Origin of the sequence: Solidesulfovibrio fructosivorans JJ] (assembly GCF_000179555.1) — a bacterium.
Taxonomy (GTDB): Bacteria; Desulfobacterota; Desulfovibrionia; order Desulfovibrionales; family Desulfovibrionaceae; genus Solidesulfovibrio; species Solidesulfovibrio fructosivorans.
This window is the reverse complement of the sequence record NZ_AECZ01000054.1, coordinates 1-17,597: the sequence shown is the minus strand read 5'-3', so window position 1 is coordinate 17,597 and position 17,597 is coordinate 1. Positions and strand designations below refer to the sequence as shown.

Annotated in this window: 21 protein-coding genes; 7 read left to right on the top strand and 14 right to left on the bottom strand. The window is 66.8% G+C overall.

What is annotated here, in order from left to right:
- Positions 1-97 precede the first annotated feature (97 nt).
- The 7 genes from DESFRDRAFT_RS19890 to DESFRDRAFT_RS19860 all read right to left on the bottom strand — a co-directional run bounded on the left by DESFRDRAFT_RS19890 (position 98) and on the right by DESFRDRAFT_RS19860 (position 5,556).
- The gene (locus DESFRDRAFT_RS19890) at positions 98-643 is read right to left on the bottom strand and encodes a 2-oxoacid:acceptor oxidoreductase family protein (protein ID WP_005996999.1); all 546 of its coding nucleotides are present in this window, start codon (positions 641-643) and stop codon (positions 98-100) included.
- Between the two features lie 4 nt (positions 644-647).
- The gene (locus DESFRDRAFT_RS19885) at positions 648-1,418 is read right to left on the bottom strand and encodes a thiamine pyrophosphate-dependent enzyme (protein ID WP_005996998.1); all 771 of its coding nucleotides are present in this window, start codon (positions 1,416-1,418) and stop codon (positions 648-650) included.
- A gap of 3 nt (positions 1,419-1,421) precedes the next feature.
- Positions 1,422-2,483: a 3-methyl-2-oxobutanoate dehydrogenase subunit VorB gene (locus tag DESFRDRAFT_RS19880; protein ID WP_005996997.1), complete on the bottom strand. Its 1,062-nt coding sequence runs from the start codon at positions 2,481-2,483 to the stop codon at positions 1,422-1,424.
- On the bottom strand, positions 2,483-2,722 hold the full coding sequence (locus DESFRDRAFT_RS19875) for an indolepyruvate ferredoxin oxidoreductase subunit alpha (RefSeq protein ID WP_005996996.1): 240 nt from the start codon (positions 2,720-2,722) through the stop codon (positions 2,483-2,485). Before DESFRDRAFT_RS19875 ends, DESFRDRAFT_RS19880 begins: the two co-directional genes overlap by 1 nt.
- A 117-nt stretch (positions 2,723-2,839) precedes the next feature.
- Entirely contained in the window at positions 2,840-3,967 is a 1,128-nt protein-coding gene (gene queA, locus DESFRDRAFT_RS19870) for a tRNA preQ1(34) S-adenosylmethionine ribosyltransferase-isomerase QueA (RefSeq protein WP_005996995.1), read from the bottom strand.
- 25 nt (positions 3,968-3,992) lie between these two features.
- A complete protein-coding gene (gene lipB, locus DESFRDRAFT_RS19865; protein WP_005996994.1) occupies positions 3,993-4,622 on the bottom strand; it encodes a lipoyl(octanoyl) transferase LipB in 630 nt (209 codons plus the stop codon).
- Positions 4,612-5,556, bottom strand: coding sequence for a DHH family phosphoesterase (locus tag DESFRDRAFT_RS19860; protein WP_005996992.1), 945 nt, complete (start codon positions 5,554-5,556; stop codon positions 4,612-4,614). The genes lipB and DESFRDRAFT_RS19860 overlap by 11 nt, the downstream gene beginning before the upstream one ends.
- A gap of 292 nt (positions 5,557-5,848) precedes the next feature.
- On the opposite strand from DESFRDRAFT_RS19860, the gene DESFRDRAFT_RS19855 reads away from it, so the two are divergent.
- Positions 5,849-7,060 (top strand): hypothetical protein, encoded by a 1,212-nt coding sequence (locus DESFRDRAFT_RS19855; RefSeq protein WP_005996990.1) that lies wholly within the window; start codon positions 5,849-5,851, stop codon positions 7,058-7,060.
- Positions 7,061-7,145: 85 nt separating this feature from the next.
- Positions 7,146-7,946, top strand: coding sequence for a hypothetical protein (locus DESFRDRAFT_RS19850; RefSeq protein ID WP_005996989.1), 801 nt, complete (start codon positions 7,146-7,148; stop codon positions 7,944-7,946).
- A gap of 172 nt (positions 7,947-8,118) precedes the next feature.
- Here the strand turns inward: DESFRDRAFT_RS19850 and DESFRDRAFT_RS19845 are convergent, their stop codons facing one another.
- Together DESFRDRAFT_RS19845 and DESFRDRAFT_RS19840 are read right to left on the bottom strand one after the other, a co-directional pair.
- Positions 8,119-8,301 (bottom strand): hypothetical protein, encoded by a 183-nt coding sequence (locus tag DESFRDRAFT_RS19845; RefSeq protein WP_005996988.1) that lies wholly within the window; start codon positions 8,299-8,301, stop codon positions 8,119-8,121.
- Positions 8,302-8,310: 9 nt separating this feature from the next.
- Positions 8,311-8,772, bottom strand: a complete 462-nt coding sequence (locus tag DESFRDRAFT_RS19840) for a CBS domain-containing protein (RefSeq protein ID WP_005996986.1) — start codon at positions 8,770-8,772, stop codon at positions 8,311-8,313.
- Between the two features lie 155 nt (positions 8,773-8,927).
- Here DESFRDRAFT_RS19840 and DESFRDRAFT_RS19835 point away from each other — a divergent pair, with 155 nt between their 5' ends.
- Both DESFRDRAFT_RS19835 and DESFRDRAFT_RS20920 read left to right on the top strand, forming a co-directional pair.
- A complete protein-coding gene (locus DESFRDRAFT_RS19835) occupies positions 8,928-9,320 on the top strand; it encodes a cupin domain-containing protein (RefSeq protein ID WP_005996985.1) in 393 nt (130 codons plus the stop codon).
- Between the two features lie 41 nt (positions 9,321-9,361).
- On the top strand, positions 9,362-10,147 hold the full coding sequence (locus tag DESFRDRAFT_RS20920; RefSeq protein WP_005996984.1) for an AraC family transcriptional regulator: 786 nt from the start codon (positions 9,362-9,364) through the stop codon (positions 10,145-10,147).
- 14 nt (positions 10,148-10,161) lie between these two features.
- Here DESFRDRAFT_RS20920 and DESFRDRAFT_RS19825 read toward each other — a convergent pair whose 3' ends face one another.
- On the bottom strand, positions 10,162-10,854 hold the full coding sequence (locus DESFRDRAFT_RS19825) for an LrgB family protein (RefSeq protein ID WP_005996983.1): 693 nt from the start codon (positions 10,852-10,854) through the stop codon (positions 10,162-10,164).
- A complete protein-coding gene (locus DESFRDRAFT_RS19820; RefSeq protein ID WP_005996982.1) occupies positions 10,844-11,248 on the bottom strand; it encodes a CidA/LrgA family protein in 405 nt (134 codons plus the stop codon). The genes DESFRDRAFT_RS19825 and DESFRDRAFT_RS19820 overlap by 11 nt, the downstream gene beginning before the upstream one ends.
- An 88-nt stretch (positions 11,249-11,336) precedes the next feature.
- Between DESFRDRAFT_RS19820 and DESFRDRAFT_RS19815 the strand changes: the two genes are divergently transcribed.
- Positions 11,337-12,248, top strand: coding sequence for a LysR family transcriptional regulator (locus tag DESFRDRAFT_RS19815; RefSeq protein ID WP_005996981.1), 912 nt, complete (start codon positions 11,337-11,339; stop codon positions 12,246-12,248).
- 48 nt (positions 12,249-12,296) lie between these two features.
- Positions 12,297-13,397 carry a magnesium/cobalt transporter CorA gene (gene corA, locus DESFRDRAFT_RS19810; RefSeq protein ID WP_005996980.1) on the top strand — a complete coding sequence of 367 codons (1,101 nt, stop codon included), beginning with the start codon at positions 12,297-12,299 and terminating at the stop codon, positions 13,395-13,397.
- A gap of 7 nt (positions 13,398-13,404) precedes the next feature.
- Here the strand turns inward: corA and DESFRDRAFT_RS21570 are convergent, their stop codons facing one another.
- From DESFRDRAFT_RS21570 to DESFRDRAFT_RS19795, 3 genes are read right to left on the bottom strand one after another with little or no spacing between them, the layout of a single operon-like run.
- Positions 13,405-13,722 (bottom strand): hypothetical protein, encoded by a 318-nt coding sequence (locus tag DESFRDRAFT_RS21570; protein WP_005996979.1) that lies wholly within the window; start codon positions 13,720-13,722, stop codon positions 13,405-13,407.
- Positions 13,709-14,656 (bottom strand): metallophosphoesterase family protein, encoded by a 948-nt coding sequence (locus tag DESFRDRAFT_RS19800; RefSeq protein ID WP_005996978.1) that lies wholly within the window; start codon positions 14,654-14,656, stop codon positions 13,709-13,711. The genes DESFRDRAFT_RS21570 and DESFRDRAFT_RS19800 overlap by 14 nt, the downstream gene beginning before the upstream one ends.
- The gene (locus DESFRDRAFT_RS19795; protein ID WP_005996977.1) at positions 14,653-16,014 is read right to left on the bottom strand and encodes an AAA family ATPase; all 1,362 of its coding nucleotides are present in this window, start codon (positions 16,012-16,014) and stop codon (positions 14,653-14,655) included. The genes DESFRDRAFT_RS19800 and DESFRDRAFT_RS19795 overlap by 4 nt, the downstream gene beginning before the upstream one ends.
- 121 nt (positions 16,015-16,135) lie before the next feature.
- Between DESFRDRAFT_RS19795 and DESFRDRAFT_RS19790 the strand changes: the two genes are divergently transcribed.
- On the top strand, positions 16,136-17,272 hold the full coding sequence (locus DESFRDRAFT_RS19790) for a sensor histidine kinase (protein WP_005996973.1): 1,137 nt from the start codon (positions 16,136-16,138) through the stop codon (positions 17,270-17,272).
- The last annotated feature ends 325 nt before the right edge of the window (positions 17,273-17,597 follow it).

The window sequence follows — 17,597 nt, the reverse complement described above, 5'->3', positions numbered from 1 at the left end:
CGCTGCAGGGCGGAAGCGATGCTTCCGCCCTGCAGCGCCGGCCGCTGAGGAAGGGGGGACCGGGGGGCGCGCTCGCCCCCCGGCCGCCGGAGGCATCTTAATTCTTAAAGGAAGCACCGGCGCGCAGGGCTTCGGTGTTTTTCGGAATCAGGTGGCTGTAGTGCTTGGAGATCACGTGGCCGAGGCTGTCCTCCACCGCCGAGAGCGGCAGGATGCCGGTGGCGTTCACGTAGGCGCCAAGGGCCACCATGTTGGCCATGCGCGTATTGCCCAGACCGTCGGCGATCTCGTTGGCCGGCACGGCCACGAGCTTCACCCGTTTGCTGTCGGCGAGTGCCGGGTCGACCAGGGAGGAGTTGATGACCAGCACCCCGCCGTCGACGAGCTGCGGCTGGAACTTGTCCAGGGACGGCCGGTTCATGATGATGAGGCTTTTGGGGCTGCGGATGATCGGCGAACCGATGACGTCGTCGGAGACGACCACCGTACAGTTGGCCGTGCCGCCGCGCATCTCCGGGCCGTAGACCGGGATGTAGGTGACGTTCAGGCCGTGCTCCATGCCGGCGTAGGCCAGCAGGTTGCCGATCAGCATCACGCCCTGGCCGCCGAATCCGGCCATGATCACGTCTTGATACAGGCTCATGGGCTTAGTCCTCCTTGGCCGCGTCCTTGTAGACGCCAAGCGGGAAGCCGGGGATCATCACCTTGGCCACGCGCTCGTTGGCGGCCACGGGCGTCATTCTCCAGTTGGTGGGGCAGGTGGCCAGAAACTCGACGAAGCCGAACCCGTCGCCGTGCAGTTGCGTCTCGAAGGCGCGGCGCACGGCCCGTTTGGCCTGGGTCAGATTCTTGATGGAATTGACGGCCACCCGGGCGCTGTAGGCCACGCCGTCAAGCCCGGCGATAATCTCGGCCATGCGCATGGGCCCGCCCTCGCGCTCGGCGCAACGGCCGGCGGGACAGGTGGTGGTCTTCTGGCCGATCATGGTGGTGGGGGCCATCTGGCCGCCGGTCATGCCGTAGACCGTGTTGTTGACGAATATGATGGTGAGCTTCTCGCCGCGGTTGGCGGCGTGCATGATCTCGGCCAGGCCGATGGAGGCCAGGTCGCCGTCGCCCTGGTAGGCGAAGACGAAGGCCTCGGGCCGGGCGCGCTTGACGCCGGTGGCCTCGGCCGGGGCGCGCCCGTGAGGGGCCTCGACGGTGTCGACCATGAGGTAGTTGTAGAGAAACACCGAGCAGCCGATGGAGCTTACGGCGATGGTCTTTTCCACCAAACCGAACTCTTCCAGGCACTCGGCCACGATGCGGTGGATGACGCCGTGCTGGCAGCCGGGGCAATAGTGGGTAGGCTTGTCGGCCAGGACGCCCGGCCGGTCGAAGACGAGTTCTTCTTTGATTTCAGGCATGCTGGACATGGGTTAGGCCCCCTTTGCGGCCGCGCGGATGGGTTCCAGGAATTCGTCGGGCGTGGGCAGGTTGCCGGGGAAGACGCCGTAAAAGGCGCTGTCGGCAAGGCCGCGCACGGCCAGGCGCACATCGTCGACCATCTGGCCGAGATTGTGTTCGATGGTGAGGAAGCGCTTGCCGGCGGCGGCAAGCTCCCGCAACACGGACTCGGGGAAGGGATAGAGGGTGATGGGGCGCAACAGCCCGACCTTGAGCCCTTCGGCCCGAAGCGTGCGCACGGCCGACTTGGCGATGCGGCCGATGGAGCCGAAGGCCACCACCACCAGCTCGGCGTCCTTGGTCTCGAAGTCCTCGAAACGCACCTCGTCGCGCATGGATTCGTACTTGCGCTGCAGCAGTATGTTCTGGCCGGCCAGGGCCCCGTCTTCAAGGAACAGGGACTTGAGGAGCCTTGGCGCGCGTTGGCCGCGTCCGGTCAGCTTCCAGTCCCCGCCCTCCTCCGGATCGACGGCGAGGGGCTCGCGGGGCACAACCGGCTCCTTCATCTGGCCGACGATGGCGTCGCCCAAAAGCAGCACCGGGTTGCGGTACTTGTAGGCCAGCTCGAAAGCCTCGAAGGTCAGGTCGTAGCATTCCTGGCAGGTGGCCGGAGCCAGGACCATGGTGCGGTAGTCGCCGTGGCCGCCGCCCTTGACCGACTGGAAATAGTCGCCCTGGGAGGGGCCGATGTCGCCGAGGCCGGGGCCGCCCCGGTTCATGTTGACGATGACCCCGGGCAGCTCCGAACCGGCCATGTAGGAAATGGCTTCCTGCATGAGCGACACGCCCGGGCTCGACGAGGTGGTCATGGCCCGCACGCCGCAGGCGGCGGCGCCGAGCAGCATGTTGGCGGCGGCCACTTCCGATTCGGCCTGGACGAACTGTCCGCCGGCGGCGGGCATGGCCGAGGAGAGCATCTCCGGAATGTCGTTTTGGGGGGTGATGGGGTAGCCGAAGTAGCAGCGGCAGCCCGCGGCCAACGCGCCTTGGGCGATAGCCTCGTTGCCCTTGATGAAGATGCGTTTGCCCGACATCACGCGTTCTCCTTGGCTTTGCTTTTGGCGGTGCGCCAGACCTTGATGGCCACGTCCGGGCACATCTGGGCGCAGGAGGCGCAGCCCGTGCATTTTTCCATGGCGGCCTCGGGAACCTCGGCCACTTTGTACCCTTTGGTGTTGAAGCGCGAGGAGGCCACAATGATGGACTTGGGGCAGACCTCGACGCAAAGGAGGCATCCTTTGCACCGCTCCTCGTCGATGGCAATCCGCGACATGTTTGTATCACTCCTTATGCGGGCAGATCGGGCCAGGGGGAGGAGCCCCCGATACGGGCGAGCCCGCCGCTCCCCGTGCCCGAAAGCGCCTGGCGATGGGGGACGCCCGTGGGCCTTTTACAAGACCAACATGGCGTCGCCGTAGGAAAAGAAACGGTAACCGGAGGCCACGGCCCGCGCGTAGGCGGCGAGCAGAGGCTGCCTTCCGACCAGGGCGGCCAGCATAATCACCAGGGATGATCCAGGCAAATGGAAATTGGTGACCATCCCGTCGACCATTTTGAAGGCGTGGCCGGGGCGGATGAAGATGTCTGTTTCACCGGCAAAGGCCGTCATTTCACCGGCTTCGCGCACAACCCCTTCCAGGGTCCGGGCGGCGGTGGTGCCGACGGCGACGACCGGCCGGCCCTCGGCCTTGGCGCGCCTCACGGCCTCGGCCGCCTCCCCGGGCACCTCGATCCACTCCTTGTGCATGGCATGGTCGCGGATATCGTCCACGCGCACCGGGGAAAAAGTGCCGATGCCCACGTGGCAGGTGACGGCGGCCAGGCCGAAGCCGCGTTCCCGCAGGCGGGTGAGCAGCCCCTCGGTGAAATGCAGGCCGGCCGTGGGCGCGGCGGCGGAGCCGAGCTTGTCGTCCCGGGCGTAGACCGTCTGGTAGGTCTTTCGGTCGTCGGCGTCATCGGCGCGGCGGATGTAGGGCGGTAGGGGCACGTGGCCGATGCGGGACAGGATGTCCGGCAGGCTGCCCTGCCAGTGGAGAATGAAGTCCGTGCGGCCGAATTGTCCGCGCCTGGTCGTGGTCAGACGCAGGTCCGGGGCGAAGTCCACCCGGTCGCCGGGCTTTGGCGGCCGGGAGACGCGCAAAAGTCCCGAGGCCGGCGCGACGGCCCAGCCCGTGTCCGGATCGACGGTCGGGGCCAGCAGCGCCACAGGAGTGGTCAGCAGCAGTTCGGCCGCGCCGCCCGAGGGCTTGTGGCCGAAAAGCCGCACCGGCGCGACCTTGGTGTTGTTGACCACGAGCAGCGCTCCGGCCGGGAGCAGGTCCGGCAGGTCGGAAAAAACGGCGTCGGCCACCGCCCCCGTGGCCCGGGACACGGTCATGAGCTTGCAAGCGTCGCGCTTTTCGCACGGCCGGGAGGCGATGCGCTCTGGCGGCAGGTCGAAATGGTAGGACGCGAGCAGGTCGTCGGGAGCGGCGGGGACGGTGAAAACAGCGTGAGTCGTCGGGATATCGTGGGACAAGGCGGGATTCCGGATCGGTTTGAGGTTATGCGGCGGCCAAACGGCCGACCCCGGCCGTGGCGATTGCCGCCATGCGCGCCATGGCTTCGGCCATATCCACGGGCGCGCCGGTCTCGGCGGCAGCCGAGGTCATGGCCACGCCGGCCAGCCCACAGGGCACGATGGCATTGAAAAGCGTCAGGTCGTTATCCAGATTGATGGCGATGCCGTGGGTGGCCACGCCGCATGAGACGTGGATGCCGAGCGAGGCGATCTTGCGCTCCCCTACCCACAACCCCAGCGGATTCTGGCGGCATTCGGCGGCCACGCCATAGCTTTCGAGCAGCGCGCGGCCCATTTCCAACACCCAGGCCACGAACGACTTGACGCCGAAGCCAAGTGAACGGAGCCCGACCACCGGATAGACGACGAGCTGGCCGGGGTTGTGCGCCGTGGCCCCGCCGCCCCGGTCGGTCTGCACGAGGCTGACGCCCGGCGGCGCGTACAAGACCTTGTTGATGGGCTTGTTGCCCCCGAGCGTGATAACCGGATCGTGCTCGAGGATGAAAACCGTCCCCCCGCTTTTGCCGGCCTTGACCGCTTCGGCGGTCTCCTGTTGCAGGGCCAGGGCATCCCCGTAGGCGATGCGGCCGAGGACGCGGACCTCAGGCGCCAAGGCCGCCTTCCCCGGGCTGCGGCTTTTCGCCGTTAAGCACCGCCACGACGTCGGCCAGGACCTGCCCGGCCTCGGCTTCCGGCACCTGGCAGGTGCCGACGTTCCGGTGTCCGCCGCCGCCGTAGGACAGCATCAACCGGCCGATGTCCACCGGGTTGGCGCGGTCGAAAATGGATTTACCCACGGTCAGCACGACGTTTTGTTTGGCCTTGCCCCAGATGACCTGGACGCTGACGTTGCACTCGGGAAAAAGCGCGTAGGCCGTGAAGCGGTTGCCGGTGAAAATCTCGTCCTGCTCGCGCAGGTCGATGACCAGCACCTTGCCCAGCATCTTGGAGCGCGCCCGCAGCATGGCCGTGAACTGTTGCTCCTGCTCGAAGTAGCGTTTCACGCGCTCGGCCACGTCGGGGTCGGCCAGGATGTTCCCCACCGGCTCGTGGCGACACAGATCGACCAGACGCATCATGAGCTGGTAGTTGCTGATGCGGTAGTCGCGGTAGCGGCCGAGGCCGGTGCGCGGGTCCATGATGAAGCTCAGCAATATCCAGCCCTCGGGCCGGGCCACATCCCCGGGCGTCAGGTCGCCGCTGTCGCAACGGTCGACGAAGGTGAGCATCTCGTCGAAGCGTTCGGGAAAGATCTTGTGGCCGCCGTAATACTCCCAGATGACCCGGGCGCAGCTCGGATACTGCTTGGACGCGCCCGTAAAGCTGATATCGCCCAGGCGGTCGGCCTCGCTGGTGTGGTGGTCGAACCACAGGCCGCAGCCCGGCGCGTAGGGCACGTTGGCCAGGATGTCGTTCGGGCCGCATGCCACCTTGCCGTCCTGGACGTCTTTTGGGTGCACGAACGTCCATTCGTCCATCACCCCGGCTTCCTTGAGCAACACGGCGCAGATAAGCCCGTCGAAATCCGAACGCGTCAACAACCGCATGGATGCCTCCTTGAGACTGGGGGAGAACCTTTCTGAAGAAAGGTTCTCCCCCAGACCCCCTCTCCAAAGACTTTCAATAAAATTAAACTATTGTGTTGGGATGAATAATCACTATAAAGTTTAGGAAAGAGAGAGCGCGAGAGGGGAGAACCCTTTTTAAAGGGTTTCCCCTCTCGCTTCTTCTCCTCATAACAACTACAACATATCGAGGCAACACGGGGCCTCGGGCGCGGGGCGCAATTTTCCTTTGCCAGGGAACCGTTTTTCCGGTGAAATAGGCAAAACACTTTCCATGATGCACCACGACTCGGATCAGCCCGCCATCACCACCCTGGACGCCTTTGCCTCGCGCATGGCCGAATCGGTCGCGCTTCGCCGTCAGGCCGCCGCCGCCATTCTGGCCAGCCGGCCCGTTCCCCCGGAAATCGCCCCGGCCCTTGCCGCTCTCGGCGACGAACTGTCGGAAGCCGCCGACCGCGACGGCTGGGCCGAACTCCTTTTGGACCCGGATCAACCACTGCGTCTGACCCTGGCCGAGGAAACCGAGCAGATCGAAAACGACGCGCTCTACCTCGAGGAAGGCCGCGAAGCCCTGCTCAAGCATCTGGGTCGCCGCCGGCATGGCCTGCGCGACGCCATGCGCAAGGGGCTCAAGGAAATTTCCGGCCACGGCATAAACGTCTGCCTGTGCCAATGCGACGCGCTGTTCCGGGCCCCGGGCCAACGCTTCGTCACGGCCGCGCAGCCCCTGTGGAACGCCGTGGCCCTGGCCCGCTTCGCCACCTCCCGGTCCAAACGACCGGTCCTGTGGTCAGCCGCCCCGCTTTCCGGCCCCGGCATCGCCGACCTGGCCACGGTCCCGGCCCAATCCTTCGCCTGGGCCGCCTCCCTTGGCCGCCAGATCGTGGATACCGCGGGGCGCGGCATCGACGCGCCGCTGTCCCGGGAAAAAGCCGCGCTGCTCGAATCGATCAACGCCCGGCTGGCCATGCTGCTGGGCGATTCGAGCTGGCGCGCCTTTGCCTATGTCGGCTCCGGACTGCAATTTCGACGCGGCGAGACCGTCATCGCCCGCCAGGACAGCCTGCATAGCGTAACCGAGGACGCTTCCCTGGAACTCCTCGAGCACGTCCACGACATCGTGGACGCCGTGGACCCGGAACGCGAACATTTCCGGGTGGAGGACGACGGGCTGGACCTGATCGTGACCCCGACCTCGAGCCAGCAGGACGTATGGCGCGAGTTCACCCCGGCCGAGGGGCTGCGTGCCGCAAGCGCCGCCCTTTCCCTCGATTTCGCCGCCGGACCGCATTTTCTGTGCTGCGGCGGTCCCGACGGGCTGGAACTGCTCGAAGCCGTGACCGCCCTGACCCCGGACGTCCGCTGCCTGTTCGTCGCCGACCGCGAGGACCTCGGCCATCGCGCCAAGGCCCTTTGTCCAAGGACCTTCGTGGTCGCGCACCCCGACGTCGCCGCCGCCATCCTCTCGGCCGGAGCTCCTTAGAACAAGAACCGGGGGGAAACTTTTCTGAAGAAAAGTTTCCCCCCGGGCCCCCTTTCAAAAGACTTTACCGGAAGACAAGGGTGTCATGACCTCGATCCCATTGGAAGATTTAGGAAAGGGAGAGCGCGAGAGGGGAGAACCCTTTGCAAAGGGTTTCCCCTCTCGCACTTCCTTTTCGGAAAACGATCTCAGCGAGGAACGTCAGGAACTGACTCGTCGGCTGGATCGCCTTTCGGGCGAGGCGGCCGGCAAGGTGCGCGCCTATGCCGCCGCCAGGACGGCAAAGGTGGAGATCGAACGGTTTCTGGACATGGCTCCCCAGGTGGCGGGGAAGCTCGAGGAGCTGACGCGCGCGCTTTTCGGGGAGCTTTTGGACGAGATCGAGGCCGACCTGACCCATGCCGTGCGCGAGATATTGGGCCAGGACCGCACGGTGGTTTCGCGCCGGGACGTGAAAAACAGCCGGCTTTTCATCGAATTCGAGATGGAGCAGGACGGCAAGTCCGAGGACATCCTGCGCGGCCAGGGCGGCTCGGTGTGCAACATCCTGTCCGTGGGCCTGCGCCTTATCGCCCTGTCCCAGCTGGACCCGGCCAAACACCGACCGTTTCTGGTGCTCGACGAACAGGACTGCTGGCTGCGGCCGGACCTCGTACCGGGCTTCGTGCGCCTGATCGCGGCCATCGCCCAGAAGCTCGGCATCCAGGTGCTCTACATCAGCCACCACCCGGTGGATCTCTTCGCGGACCAGGCCGACCGGGTCTTCATCCTGCGCCCGGGCCGGGAAAACGGCCCGCGCCTGGACATCCTCTGCGACCGCGCCGCTTCAGGCGCGTCCCTGCCTCCCGTCACGGCTGAGGCTTCGGCGGAAACTTCCGACGAATAGCCTCACGCCCCAACGCCTTCCCGCCTTGTAAAGAACTGCCCCGTCCTCAATGTCTCCCCTGTCCCCTGGTGAAGGGGGGTCCGGGGGGCCCGTGGCCCCTCGGCGGGGTGCAGGGGCAGCGCCCCTGCCGGTGGGGTCCAGGGGAGGCGGAGCCTCCCCTGGGTCTTCTCTTCTACCCGCAGCTGCAGCCGATGCAGGAGCAGCCGGGGCAGCCGCAGCCCACGGCGCTTTGAGGATCGGTTTTCACGTGGTCGCTGTAGGCGGCGAAGGTTTCGACCGGAGCGGCCTTGGCCAGGGCAAAGAGCGAGCAGGCCAGGACGAGGGCCAGGGCGACGGTTACGGCGCAGTGTCGCATGGGGATTCCTTACAGGTTTTGCACCAGGAAATGCAGGATCATGCGCCGGCTGATCTCGCCGACGAGGACCCCATTCTGGTCGATGACGGGCAAGGCGGTGATGCCCTTTTCCACGATCAACTCGTTGGCCATGACGAAAAGGTCCTCGGGGTGGACAAAGGGGTAGTCCGAATCCATGAGGCTGCCCACGGTGGTGTCGGAGATGGCGGCCATGTTGTGGCGCAGGGCGTCGAGAAGTTCCTCGCGGCCGTCGAGCAGTCCGGCCTTGGCTTTCTCGGCCACGGTCGGCGACACGATGACGGAGAGGAAATTGTGGATGGTGACCACGCCGAGCAGCCGCTCGCGGTCGTCCACCACGTAGGTGTTGCGAAAGATGTGCCCCATGCCGCCGTACCAAATAAGCACGTGCCCGACCGGCGCTTCCGGGCGGACCTTGATGAGCGTGGTGCGCATGATGTCGGCGATGACCATGTCCGCGTCGGGCTCCTTCTTGTGAAAAAAAGTACGCCCAGGTTATCAAGGCCTGGAGTCCGCGTAAAGCGAAGTTCGCCCCTACGCGGCAAGATCGTCCAAGAAGGCGGGATGCGTCCGTGGCAGGGTGCGGCCAAACGCGAGGAGGTTTCGCCATGGACATGGATACCGTTTCCGCGCTGGCCGAGGGCCGGCAAGTCGTCACCGTGCGCGGCGCGAAAAACGCCACCGACCTGCCCTGGAATCCGCATCCCGCTTTCGACGGGGTGAGCCTCAAGCATCTGGTCACCGGGGCCGACACCGACGGAGCGCTCAGTTGCCATCTGGTGCGCGTCGCGCCGGGCAAGACGCTCAAAACCCATGTGCACGAAGGGCAGTGGGAACTGCACGAGGTGGTGGCCGGGGAAGGCGTGGCCGGCATCGACGGCGCGACGACCCGTTACCGCCCAGGCGTCGTGGCGGTCATCCCCAAGGGGCTGGCCCATGAGGTGACGGCCGGGGAAGCGGGACTGTGCCTTTTTGCCAAGTTCTTCCCGGCTCTGCTATGACGGAGCCGGCCGGGAAACCTTTCCGGCCAAGGGAGGCGGCCATGCCGCAAAGCGCGCTTAGCGTGTCCCGGCATCCGGGCGCGCCGGGTCTGGAGGCCGTCTGCGGCGTAGGCGTGGCGGCGGACATCGTGCGCCACGCCCATGCCCGCTCTATCGTCGGGCTGTGCCTTGGCGGCGGGCGGCGCATCACGGCCGGCGGCGGGGTCTTCGAGGCGGGGCCGGGCCAGGGGTTCGTCATCCCGCCCGGCGTGGTTCATGCCTGCGCCCCGGCCGGGGACGCGGGCCATTCGTATGTGGCGCTGGCCGCATCCGCCGCCTGCTTTCCGCCCGGACGGGGCGACGGCGAAGCCGCTGTGGAAGTCTGGCCCCGCTTGTGGCGCGACAGGCAAGCGGCCGAGCTTCTCCTGGCCACGGCCGCGGCCGTTTCCAGCGGGGACGGGCGGGCGCTTCGCTTTTTCCAGGCTCTGGCGGCGCGGCTCGATTTGCGCCCGGCCTCCCCGCCCCCGCTCCATGCGGCCACGCGCAGAGCCAAGGCGGCCATCGACGCCGCTCCGGCCGAGCCCGTCACCGTGGCCGGCCTGGCCGGGCTTGCCGGGGTGAGCCCGTATCATCTGGAGCGCCTTTTCCGGCGCGATCTCGGCGTGCCGCTTTTGGACTACGCCCTCTCGCGGCGGGTGGCCCTGGCCGCGTTGCGCATCGGCGAGGGAGAGGAAATTTGCGAAGCGGCCCTGGCCGCCGGATTTTGCGACCAGAGCCATCTTAGCCGCCAGTTTCGCCGCCGCATGGGCGTGCCACCCGGCAGGTATCGCGTGAGCCGCCCCTCGTAGGCGGCTCTCCTTTTCTACACCGTGCCGAGCATGGCCACAGCCGGGCCGATGAGCGCGCAGGTGACGCCGGCCAGGATCATGACCAGACCGGCCACGGCCCCTTCCTCGTCGCCGATCTCCCGGGCCCGGGCCACGCCCGCGCCGTGCGCCCCCATGCCGAGCATGGCCCCCCGGGCCAGGGCCGAGCGCAGGGGCAGTATCTTCAGGATCATGCCGCCAAACGACGCGCCCAAAACGCCCGTGACGATGACGCATACGGCGGCCAGATCCGGCGCGCCGCCGACTTCCTTGGCAAAGGCCATGGCAAAGGGCGTGGTGACCGAGCGCGGCAGCACCGAAAGCCGCACCCCCTCGGGCAGCCCGAGCAGGCCGGAAAGCAGCCAGGAGCCGCCGAAAGCCAGCAGGCAGCCAAAAAACACCCCCATGGCCAGCGGCGGCCAATGCCGGCGCAACAGCGCCCGCTGCTCGTAAATCGGCAAAGCGAAGGCCACCGTGGTCGGCCCGAGCAGCATAAGCAGCCACTGCCCGCCGCGCATGTACTCGCGGTAGCTCACGTGCAGCACCACGGTAAGCCCCAGACACAACACGCAGGCCAGAAGCAGCGGCGACGTCCACCAGGCCTTCACGTAATGGTAGGCGATGCGCGACAGGATATACGCGGCCAGGGTGGCCGTGAACCAGAAGACGGCGGGATGTTCAGCGAACATGACGGGACCTCGTGCGAAAATGCAGTTCCACGATCAGCGCCGTGCCGACCATGACCGAGACGATGCCGACCACGATGACGGCCAGGAGCTTGAGCCCGGTCACCCCGACCAGCTCGGGATGGTCGCGCAGGGTGATGCAGGCCGGGACGAAAAAAAGCAGCATATGGTTGAGCAGCCCGCCGGCTCCCCGGGCGAACCAGCGCACCGGCAGGATGTGCAGGGCCAAAAGCGCGATCATGGCGAGCATCCCCACCACGCCGGCCGGCACCGGTAGTCCGGCCATCCGCACCAGCCGGTCGCACACCCACCAGAATCCGACCAGGGCCGTGGCCTGGACCATGGTCAGGGCGAAAAGCCCCACTTTACCGGGCCAATTTTCAGGTTTTCCTTTCATGACGTTTCCTTAGGTCTGGAGATAGGCACGGCCGCGTCAGTTGTGAAATGAATTGTCAGAATAAAATCTATTCCGTATTGGAATGGGTATGGAACTGCGCAACCTGCGGGCCCTGGTGGAGATCGTGCGCCAGGGCGGTTTTACCCGGGCGGCGCGCACCCTTTTTTCCACCCAGTCCACGGTGAGCAAGGCCGTCAAGCAGCTGGAGGAGGAATTGGGCGAGGCGCTGCTCGAGCGGCTGGGGAACGGGGTGCGGCTGACCGAGGCCGGGGAGATCGTCTACGCCCGGGCGGCGGCCATGCTGGCCGAGGGCGAGCACATGGTGGCCGAGCTGGCCGACCTCAGAGGGCTCATTTCCGGCCGGCTGCGCCTGGGGCTGCCCATCTTCGGCAGCGCAAGGCTTTTCGCGCCGCTTTTCGCCGAATACCGCAGCCGCCATCCCGGGGTGGAGATCGAACTCATGGAACAGGGTAGCGCCCGGCTGGAGCAGGCCCTTTTGGCCGGCGAGGTGGAGTTGGCCGTGTCGCTTTTGCCGGTGCCGGAGGCCTTCGACTGGCAGCTCGTGCGCGACGACCCGATGATGGCGCTGCTTTGGTCCGACCATCCCCTGGCCGGCCGCAAGACGGCGCGCCTGGCCCAGTTCGCTTCCGCGCCCATGATCCTTTTCGAGCAGGGCTTCGCCTTAAACGCCCGCATCGAAACGGCCTGCCGGGCCCGGGGGTTCGAGCCCATGACCGTGGCCCGCAGCGGCCAGGTGGATTTCATCATCGCGCTCGTGGCCTCGGGGCTCGGGGTGGCGCTCTTGCCGCGCATCCTGACCGAAGGCCGGCCCCTTTCGCCGCTTACGGCGGTGCTGGTCGACGAGACGGACCTGCGCTGGCAGGCGGCCCTCGTCTGGCGCAAGGGGGCGCGCCTTTCCCCGGCGGCTCGGGCCTGGCTGGCGCTGACGCGCGAAAAACTTCCGCCCGGGGGCTTGTCCGGGGAAGGCCCTACCGCATAATAACGTGATCCAAATAATAACGTGGTCCAACACGCCTGGAGGACGGACATGCTGGAGCGCTTCAAGAAACGGTCACGGGGAGCCGGCGGACTCGGGGCCGGGGAAAACGCCTTTCCGGCGCGGCCGACGTTCGCGCCCTGGGTCGTGGTCTACGCTTTCGACGGCACGTCCGTGACCGTGCGCCGCTACGACGTCCTGACCGAGGACGAACCCGCGCTCGAACCGGGCAAGGTCCACTGGGTGCGGGTGATCGGGGTGCACGACGAGGAATTCGTGCGCGCGGTCGCCAGGCGCTTCGGGCTCCACCCGCTCCTGGTGGACGACATCCTGGACACGGGCCATCGCCCGGTGATGGAGGAGTACGAAGCCATCGTGTTCATCCTGCTGCGGCTTCTGGGCTATGACGAGGCGGACAAGCGGGTTTTGGCCGAACAGGTCTGCCTGGCCGCCGGCGACGGCTTCGTGCTGACGTTTCAGGAGCGCGAGGCCAATTTGTGGGACGCCCTGGCCTCGCGCCTGGAAAAAGGCGGGGGGAAGCTCGCGCGGCGCGGCCGCGAGCATCTGGTCCACGCGCTGGTGGCGGCGGCCCTGGACGAATACATCCTGACGCTGGGACGTCTGGCCGAGGACATCGAGGAGCTGGAGCAGCAGGTGCTTTCCGGCGCGGGCGGGGGCGAGACTTTGACCGAGACCTACCGGCTCAAGCGGGAGGTGCTTTTCCTGCACCGCTCCCTTTGGCCGCTGCGCGAGATGCTGAGCCGCACGCGGCCCGACGGCCAGGGAGAAACCGGCGAGGCGAACGCCGTGGCCTCGCTTTTGTGGAACGACATCCGCCAGGACGTGTATCAGGTGCTCGATGCGGTGGAGACGTTGCGCGAGATGCTTTCGGAGATGGTGGGGCTGTCCATGACCAAGGCGGAGCTGCGCATGAACGCCGTGGGGCAGTACCTGACGCTCGTGGCCACCATCTTTTTGCCGCTCAATTTCCTGGTCGGCTTTTACGGCATGAATTTCGACAACCTGCCGTTTAAATCCACGGATTGGGGCGTGTACGCCCTGACCGCCTTCATGGTGGCCACGGTGGCCGGCATGGCGCTTTACTTCCACCGCAAGCAGTGGATCGCCGGCAACGGCGACGACGAGGAATAAGCCCGCGCTACGCCCCGTCGAAGGCGTTTTCCACCGCCTCCAGGTCGCGGCGCACGGTCGCGATGTGCTCCCGGTAGGCGGCCACGAGCTTGCCGTTTTCCTCGCGTTTTCGGGCCAGAAGCGCCTCCAGCTCGGCCGGCTCGGACGTGCCGTACTCGGCCTTGGCCCGCGCTTCCAGCTCGGCCAGCTGGCCTTGCAGATGGGTCAGATCCTGTTCGGCGCGGACCTTGTCGTCGCGCAGGCGTTCGTATTGGGCCTTGAGCCCCGCCAGTTCGCGCTCGAGGCGCGCGTCGGCGTCGTTTGCGGCACGGTTATTTACCGGCATCGGTGACCTCGCGGTAAAGCTCCCAGATGACTGCCGTCTCCGGGTTTTCGGGATTGAGATTGGCGCGCAGGAATTCCCCCAGACCGGCCCCCTCGCGGGTGCGCCGCCAGGCCAGCCGGGACAGCCCCTCCAAAAACCTGGACTTGTACTCCGGCGAGGAAGCCTCCTCTGGCGGAAACTCCTGGTCCGGAAACACCTCGGCAAAGGGGCGGTACGGCACGGGCCAGTGTTCCAGGTCGTCCGCGCCCGGCCGCCAGACCGAGGCCGCCGGCACGCGGGTCATGGCTTTGCGCGTGAATTTGAGGCGCGTGATGTTGCCGGGGTTGGCCCAGCGGGTCGCCCCGGAAACCACGGTCGGATGCGGCCGGTGCAGGTGGCCGTTTATGACCCAGTCCAGGCCGGCAATCTCGTGGATGCGGACATGGCGGTCCTCGGCGTCGGGAAAGCCGATGCCGTGGTGGGTGAGCCACACGCTCGTCTCCCCCGCCTCCTTTTCGACGGCGGCGGGCAGCGGCGCGCCGTCGGGCGACGCGCCGACAACGGCCGTGCCCGTGGGCGTGACAAGGCGCAGGAAAAGCCCCGGCGCGTCGAGCACCGTGACCACGTCCGCCGCGCGCAGCACGGCCAGGGACGTGTCCGGCGTGAAGCGCGCCTGGTACTTGTCGTGGTTGCCGACCAGGACAAAGGGACGGTGCGGCCGGAAAAGCTCGATCAGCGCCACGATCAGCGTGTTCGGGTTCTCGCGCGGCCAGTGGAACAGGTCGCCGAGGATCACCGGCACGAGCTTCTCCCGGACGGCATGCTCCAAACAGGCGGCGAGCTTTTGCAGCACGTCGTCCATATAGGACTCCAGCCGCTGCATGGGGGGCGTGGCGGCAATGTGCGGGTCGGGGATACACAAAAGCCCCGTGGCCTCGATGGTGGGCAGATTCATGACGCGCCCTCCGGCTTCGTCTCGTGGGTATGCCCCGCGCCCAGAAAATCGTCGGGGTCAAGGGCGCCGCCGCAGAGGGGACAGGTGCCGAGCGCGGCCAGCCTGTCGGCGATGCGGGCCTTCAGCTCCTCCAGAGCCCGGGCCTTGGCCAGGACGCCCGCCTTGGCCGCGGACACGGCCAGCCCGGCCGAGCGCAAGGAAGCGGCCAGATCGGCCAGAGGGGCAAGCTCGGCCGGTTCCGGCGGCGCGGCAAGGCGCGAAAGCGCCCTGGCCCGGCCGTCCAGGGACCGCAAACCGCCTCGTACGGCCCTGAGATTATTCGCCAAAGCATTGAGCCCGGCCACATCGGCCAGATCCCCGGGCGGCGCGAGCCCGGCCAGGGCGGCCGCCTTTTTCCCGGTGCGGGCAAGCGCCCCGCGAAGCGCCACCAGATCCCGGGTCCGCTCGGCCAGCCCGGTCGTATCGGCAAGCGTCGGCGGCGCGGCCAGGGAAGCGAGCGCTCCGCCCCGACGCCTAACCCGGTCCATGCGCCGGGACAGCGTTTCCCTGGCGGCCACGAGCCCGGCCAACGGCGCGGTCGGCGCCAGCTCCGGCGGGCCGTCGAGCCTGGAGAGCGCCGCCCCGGACCGCTCGCGACGGTCGATGCTCCCGGCCAAGTCGCGACGCCTCGCCAACCAGTCGGCAAGGCCCGACGCCTCCAGCTCCCGGGCGGCGAGGGCGTCTTCCGCCTCCCCCGCCCGCTCCAGACGCAGCTCCAGTTCCGGCAGCGGCGAAAGCGTGCCCAGCGACGCGGCCAGGGCTGTCAATTCCTTGTCCAGCCGGTTCTTCTCGGTCTTTGCCTTACGCGTCCGATCGGTCAGCAGGTTTTGCATGGCGATCAGATGGGCGGCCTCGGTGGAGGCGGCGAAAAATCCGGAAAGCGCCGAGCCCGGCTGGTTGAGCAGAAAAACCGGCTCGCGCTGGTTGCCGATGTGCACATCCACGGGGTCGCCCCCCTCGATGGGGACCGGCGACAGGCGCAGCACGGCCAGGATGTCCTCGGGCGGCGTGCGGCCGAACTTGGCGTAGACTTCCGGCTCCTCCGCCCCCGGACGGGTCAGCTCGTAGAGGGCATACTTGGGCCGGCGCACCCAGGTGACCACCGTGCCGTCGTCGAACTCCGCCGACACCCGGGCCTCGCGGGCCCCGTGGCGGATGCAGTGGCCCGGGGTCGGATTCTGGGCCAGACAGCGCAACCCCTCGACAACGGCGGATTTGCCGGTGTTGTTGGGGCCGGTCAGGACATTGAGCCCGGGCGCGAATTCGAAAACCGTGTGCGCGTGGGCCATGAAATCGGTCAGGACAAGACGGCGCATCATGACGGCCCACCAAAGCAGATGCGGCCGGTTTGTTCAAGGCCCGGCGAAAGCGCGTGCCAGGGCTTTACATTCGACCCCATCTTCCTACAATACGTAAGCAGCATACAAGCCAGGAGCGCCCATGCCCGCCCCCGACCAGACTTGTTTCGCCCCGGCCGAACGCGCCGCCGTCGAGGAAATCCGCCGCCAATTCGCGGTGCTCTCCAACCACGAGATCCCGGGCGTCCTCGACGCCATCCCGGTCATCGCCATGGTGCTCAACCGCTGCCGCCAGGTGGTCTTCGGCAACCGCAAGTTCCTCGACGCCATAGGCGCGACGGACATCCGCGAGGCGCTCGGCAAACGACCGGGCGAGGCATTTCATTGCGTGCACGCAGCCAGCGCGCCCAATGGCTGCGGTACAGGAGATTTCTGCGTGCATTGCGGGGCCGTACGCTCCATCCTGCTTGGCCTGGCCGGCCGCGACAACGTCCAAGAATGCAACCTCCGCCGTCAGACCAACGGCGTCCCCGAGGCGTTGGACCTTCAAGTTTCCACCGCCTCCACGACTGTGGAGGCCGAAAAATTCATCATCTTCTCCATCACCGACATCAGCCACGAAAAACGCCACCGTATCCTGGAACGTATTTTTTTCCACGACATGCTCAACACCGTGGGCAGCCTCAAAGGGCTCATGGAGTTTCTCGTTGACGAGGTCCACGAAAAACTGCGTCCCGATGCCCAGTTCATTTATCAAGCCATGGCGCAGCTGACCGACGAAATCATATACCAAAAGCAACTCCTGGCCGCCGAAAGCAACGAGCTGCAAGTCCATTTGACGCCCTTGCTCCCCAATAACATGCTCACGATCGTGGAAGCGACCTTTCAGAGCACGGAACAAGCCAGAGGCAAAATCCTCAAGATCTGCGGCGAATGCCCGGAGACAACCTTCGAATCGGACCCGGTGCTGCTGCGCCGGGTGCTCGGCAACATGGTCAAAAACGCCCTGGAAGCCACCGCCCCGGGCGGCGTCGTGCGCCTGGGCTGCCGTCCGGACGAAAACCGGGTGGAATTCTGGGTCCAAAACGACGCCGTCATCCCCAAAAGCGTGCGCATGCGCATCTTCAACCGGTCGTTCTCCACCAAGGGAATGGGGCGGGGGCTCGGCACCTACAGCATCAAACTCCTCACCGAACGCTACCTCGGCGGCGCCGTGGACTTCTCTTCCACCCGCGAGGAAGGCACCGTGTTTCGCGTCCGCCTGCCGCTCGGCGGCTAGCGCGAGGCGGGGGCGCAGGCAGGCTGGGGCGCTGCCCCAGACCCCGGCAGAGGCTCTGCCTCTGCACTCCGCCGGGGGGCGGGCGCGCCCCCCGGGCCCCCCGACTCGGCTTTGGCCGGGCGGAGGCTTGGCCGGTTTGGCGGGAGGTCGGAGAGGTGAAGATGGCGGCTGCATTTGCCGGGACGCTGCATGTCGCTTCGCGACAAGCTCGTCCCGGCAAATGCAGCCGCCACCACGCCGTCGCCCCTTCGGGGCGAAGGGAGAAGGAATTTTACTTTCCGAAGCCTCGAATGAGATTGTCCCCCATCCCCCTTTGAACGTTTTT

Coding starts and splice junctions, on each gene's coding strand:
- DESFRDRAFT_RS19890 (WP_005996999.1), bottom strand. CDS start 643: ATGAGCCTGTATCAAGACGTGATCATGGCCGGATTCGGCGGCCAGGGC.
- DESFRDRAFT_RS19885 (WP_005996998.1), bottom strand. CDS start 1,418: ATGTCCAGCATGCCTGAAATCAAAGAAGAACTCGTCTTCGACCGGCCG.
- DESFRDRAFT_RS19880 (WP_005996997.1), bottom strand. CDS start 2,483: ATGTCGGGCAAACGCATCTTCATCAAGGGCAACGAGGCTATCGCCCAA.
- DESFRDRAFT_RS19875 (WP_005996996.1), bottom strand. CDS start 2,722: ATGTCGCGGATTGCCATCGACGAGGAGCGGTGCAAAGGATGCCTCCTT.
- DESFRDRAFT_RS19860 (WP_005996992.1), bottom strand. CDS start 5,556: ATGCGGTTGTTGACGCGTTCGGATTTCGACGGGCTTATCTGCGCCGTG.
- DESFRDRAFT_RS19855 (WP_005996990.1), top strand. CDS start 5,849: ATGATGCACCACGACTCGGATCAGCCCGCCATCACCACCCTGGACGCC.
- DESFRDRAFT_RS19850 (WP_005996989.1), top strand. CDS start 7,146: ATGACCTCGATCCCATTGGAAGATTTAGGAAAGGGAGAGCGCGAGAGG.
- DESFRDRAFT_RS19845 (WP_005996988.1), bottom strand. CDS start 8,301: ATGCGACACTGCGCCGTAACCGTCGCCCTGGCCCTCGTCCTGGCCTGC.
- DESFRDRAFT_RS19840 (WP_005996986.1), bottom strand. CDS start 8,772: ATGGTCATCGCCGACATCATGCGCACCACGCTCATCAAGGTCCGCCCG.
- DESFRDRAFT_RS19835 (WP_005996985.1), top strand. CDS start 8,928: ATGGACATGGATACCGTTTCCGCGCTGGCCGAGGGCCGGCAAGTCGTC.
- DESFRDRAFT_RS20920 (WP_005996984.1), top strand. CDS start 9,362: ATGCCGCAAAGCGCGCTTAGCGTGTCCCGGCATCCGGGCGCGCCGGGT.
- DESFRDRAFT_RS19825 (WP_005996983.1), bottom strand. CDS start 10,854: ATGTTCGCTGAACATCCCGCCGTCTTCTGGTTCACGGCCACCCTGGCC.
- DESFRDRAFT_RS19820 (WP_005996982.1), bottom strand. CDS start 11,248: ATGAAAGGAAAACCTGAAAATTGGCCCGGTAAAGTGGGGCTTTTCGCC.
- DESFRDRAFT_RS19815 (WP_005996981.1), top strand. CDS start 11,337: ATGGAACTGCGCAACCTGCGGGCCCTGGTGGAGATCGTGCGCCAGGGC.
- corA (WP_005996980.1), top strand. CDS start 12,297: ATGCTGGAGCGCTTCAAGAAACGGTCACGGGGAGCCGGCGGACTCGGG.
- DESFRDRAFT_RS21570 (WP_005996979.1), bottom strand. CDS start 13,722: ATGCCGGTAAATAACCGTGCCGCAAACGACGCCGACGCGCGCCTCGAG.
- DESFRDRAFT_RS19800 (WP_005996978.1), bottom strand. CDS start 14,656: ATGAATCTGCCCACCATCGAGGCCACGGGGCTTTTGTGTATCCCCGAC.
- DESFRDRAFT_RS19795 (WP_005996977.1), bottom strand. CDS start 16,014: ATGATGCGCCGTCTTGTCCTGACCGATTTCATGGCCCACGCGCACACG.
- DESFRDRAFT_RS19790 (WP_005996973.1), top strand. CDS start 16,136: ATGCCCGCCCCCGACCAGACTTGTTTCGCCCCGGCCGAACGCGCCGCC.